Origin of the sequence: Methylobacter sp. (genome assembly GCF_023227905.1) — a bacterium.
Lineage (GTDB): Bacteria > Pseudomonadota > Gammaproteobacteria > Methylococcales > Methylomonadaceae > Methylobacter_A.
In genome coordinates this window covers 1-2,957 of the sequence record NZ_JALOCF010000117.1, presented here as the reverse complement: position 1 = coordinate 2,957, position 2,957 = coordinate 1, and the positions used below count along the sequence as shown (strand labels likewise).

3 protein-coding genes are annotated in these 2,957 nt (G+C 44.3%); all 3 read right to left on the bottom strand.

Annotated elements, in window-relative coordinates; genetic code table 11:
- The coding region (locus tag M0R47_RS21545; RefSeq protein WP_292558412.1) for a PAS domain-containing protein at nucleotides 1-1,001 on the bottom strand (1,001 nt) is incomplete at its 3' end.
- A 169-nt stretch (nucleotides 1,002-1,170) separates the two neighbouring features.
- Complete coding sequence (locus M0R47_RS21540; RefSeq protein ID WP_292558411.1) at nucleotides 1,171-2,037, bottom strand: DUF2569 family protein; 867 nt, start codon at nucleotides 2,035-2,037, stop codon at nucleotides 1,171-1,173.
- Entirely contained in the window at nucleotides 2,037-2,579 is a 543-nt protein-coding gene (locus M0R47_RS21535; RefSeq protein WP_292558410.1) for a hypothetical protein, read from the bottom strand. Before M0R47_RS21535 ends, M0R47_RS21540 begins: the two co-directional genes overlap by 1 nt.
- Between the last annotated feature and the right edge of the window lie 378 nt (nucleotides 2,580-2,957).

The window sequence follows — 2,957 nt, the reverse complement described above, 5'->3', positions numbered from 1 at the left end:
TCGCGAGCTTTGTCATCGATTTGAGCGGTGTTGGGGTTTAGGGCTAGGCCCAAATAGCCTTCGATCGAGGCAACCGGCGTGCGCATTTCGTGGCTGGCGGTGCTGATAAACTCGGCTTGTTCGCGCTCCTCGGCTTTTTCTTTGGTGATGTCACGGAATACGATAATCGCGCCAGAACCGGCCTGGCCAACTGGCGAGATTACTAGCGATGTTAGGAGTTTTTTGCCACTGTGAGTCATTAGCGCCAGGTCGTTATCGCGGATTTGTTGGTTGGTATTTAGAACTTGTTGTACGGGGTCGGTCGTTACGTCTAATGGCTCACCTTTTTGGTTGACTAGCTGTAGGACTGATTTGTAGCTAAGTGAAACGGCGTCTTGTTTGGACCATCCGATGATACGTTGAGCGGCTGGGTTAATTAGTTGGATGATGCCTTGGTTGTCGACGGCCACTACCCCGTCACCGATGGCGTTAATTACGACTTCGGATTGTGTGGCGACCTGGGATAGTTCACTAGCAAGGTCTTTGTAGGCGCGGTCCGTGCCATCAGATTCGATCTTGCCTGATTTATTGTGCCAGATTATAAAACTGGCAATTAGGGGCAGTAATCCGGCAAACCCGACCATGACAATTAGTTCTGGCCCTAACCTGCCCTGCAAGTATTCGTAAGCGACGAATAACCCTATCGCTAGTAGTACTGGTACTAATCCCCAAACACCGAAAATACCGGCGAATACGGCTACTAGCATCCACAGGGCAATAAACGGCGAACTGGTGCCCCCAGTAGTCACGATTAGGCCAGCGGCAGTTGCGGTTAGTAGCAGATAGACGATTAGTGATGACGGTAGGATGGCCTTTTTTGGAATCCATAGATATGAAACAAAGCTAATCACAGATGTCAGGCTGGCAAGTAGCAGGATCGGCACGGTTACGATAAACGGCTGACTGACGGCTACATCACCAAAATATGGCAAAAAATACAAAACAACGACGCCAATAGACATCAGAAGTGTCGCCTCACAGATACGGCGATGCCAAAAACGAGTTAACGCGACTGGTTGTATAATGCCCCCTATTTCAACGACGTTTTTATGAGGTTATTATGACGATTATGGTTAGGTTTTACAAGTGGGCATTTTAGGATAAAACTGGGGGTGCCTGTGTAGGCCTTCTCTATTTAGTTAGAGTTGCTTTGATTCGTTTAGATACTAGGAAGTACGGCGCCCATATAAGTGCAGTTATAATGCTTCTGCCGACATCACCCGCGTATTTACTCATTAACGATTGAGTTTCTGCAGTTTGGAATATATCCGATGAGCTGAATATAGAGGACGCTACGGCATAGTCCAGGATTCCGTATATAGCTGAAAATACTAGTGTCGCAATAGCAAATGCTTTTGCCAACTTACTCCTGCGGAATAGCAGTACTAATGTAGTGATGACAAGGGTGACGTAGATAAGGATTGCTAAGTTTTCAAATGTAGTTAGAGCCTGTAGTGAATTACCAAGTCCTGATTGATATTCATTAAGAGCGTTTATGTCGGACCATGATGTAAAACCATCCGCAAAGAATCCATAGATAGTTATTAGTAGTGCTAGGAACTGCCCTACGATAAACAAAGCCAGCCAACCCTCTAGGCCTATAAGTTTCTTTCGCTTTTGTGTTTTTGTCATTTTTGATTCATCTATGCTAGACGGTTGTATATTTGCCTTAGTTGGCGCAGACAGAGTGTCCTTTAGTTTTTCGGCCTTAGGATAACTGCTGCCTTTTGTTTTGATGGCTTGATCTATGAAGTCCAGTGCTTCATTATCTTTATGTTCAAAGTAGCATATAAATGCCTGTAGTTCATACAGCTTATATCGAGCGGTACCTATCTTTTCGTCGTTCTGGTACTTTTCGGCAAGCGTATCTAATTGCTCTTGTGCGGAATGTAAAGCTACATCGGATATTCCGGTCTCTGTTGCGTGCTTCAACGCTTCCTCAAGGGCCTTGACTGAGTCTATATATCTTTGACGTTGTTTTGCGTTTGGTAAATTCATTATTCCAAATCCCTCCAGCTTCGCTTATCTTCATTTTCTGCTTTGAGTTCAATAATATTATCGTCCTCTTGTGAGCGTCTTTCGTGACTCTCGGCAAGAGCCATACCTACCATACGAGTTCCATAAGTTAGGATTACTAGAATTAGCAAGGTAAAGAATATATCCCACCTACCATGGAATATAGCGGCCAACATACCTATCGGCACTACGCCTACGCCACCCAAGAATAGACCTATTATTATCGCAAGTACTCCCCACAGCGAGAGGGTTACAAGCAGGCCATATATCCACGTAGCAAGTCCATATATGTAGGATGATATGAATAGAATCCATCCAGCAGCACCACGAGCGTTAGGTATAATTGCAGATAGTAAAGTAATTATATTTACAAAGAATAGTATGCCAGCAATTGCATAGACGTAGGGTGCTATGACGACCGAGGCCTGCACCCCTAGTGTAAATAGCAATATCGCACCTACAATAATACCGATAAAGATGATTATTCCAAGTACTGCCCCGCCGATAGATTTCAGTGTTTCCATAGCCTAATTTAATATTACTCTAAATCACTCGTGAGCGTGAAAATATTGCCGTGAAAATCAATAGTATTCGCTGGGGGTTTAATCCCTAGCCCCAACTCATATCGTAATAAACTTGTTCCCCATCCTTGACCTTGTTAATGGCTTGTAGAAAAATATCGAAACGTTCTTGGTGGGGTCGCCACCTAATTCGTAATGTAGGTGTCCAGCTATCCCCTATACAAGCCCTATGATGCGTATGCGCTACATTCCTTTATATAGTAGAACGTAGGCAGAGGCTAGTTATTAAGAGCCGTATAAACAAGGTCCGCAACTTTTGCGTGTTGGTCTGCATCAATGTGAATTCCATCAACACCAGCTACGATACTATTTAATGCAACG

Excerpts from the sequence above, each read along its gene's own strand:
- M0R47_RS21535 (WP_292558410.1), bottom strand. The coding sequence starts at position 2,579 with ATGGAAACACTGAAATCTATCGGCGGGGCAGTACTTGGAATAATCATC.
- M0R47_RS21540 (WP_292558411.1), bottom strand. The coding sequence starts at position 2,037 with ATGAATTTACCAAACGCAAAACAACGTCAAAGATATATAGACTCAGTC.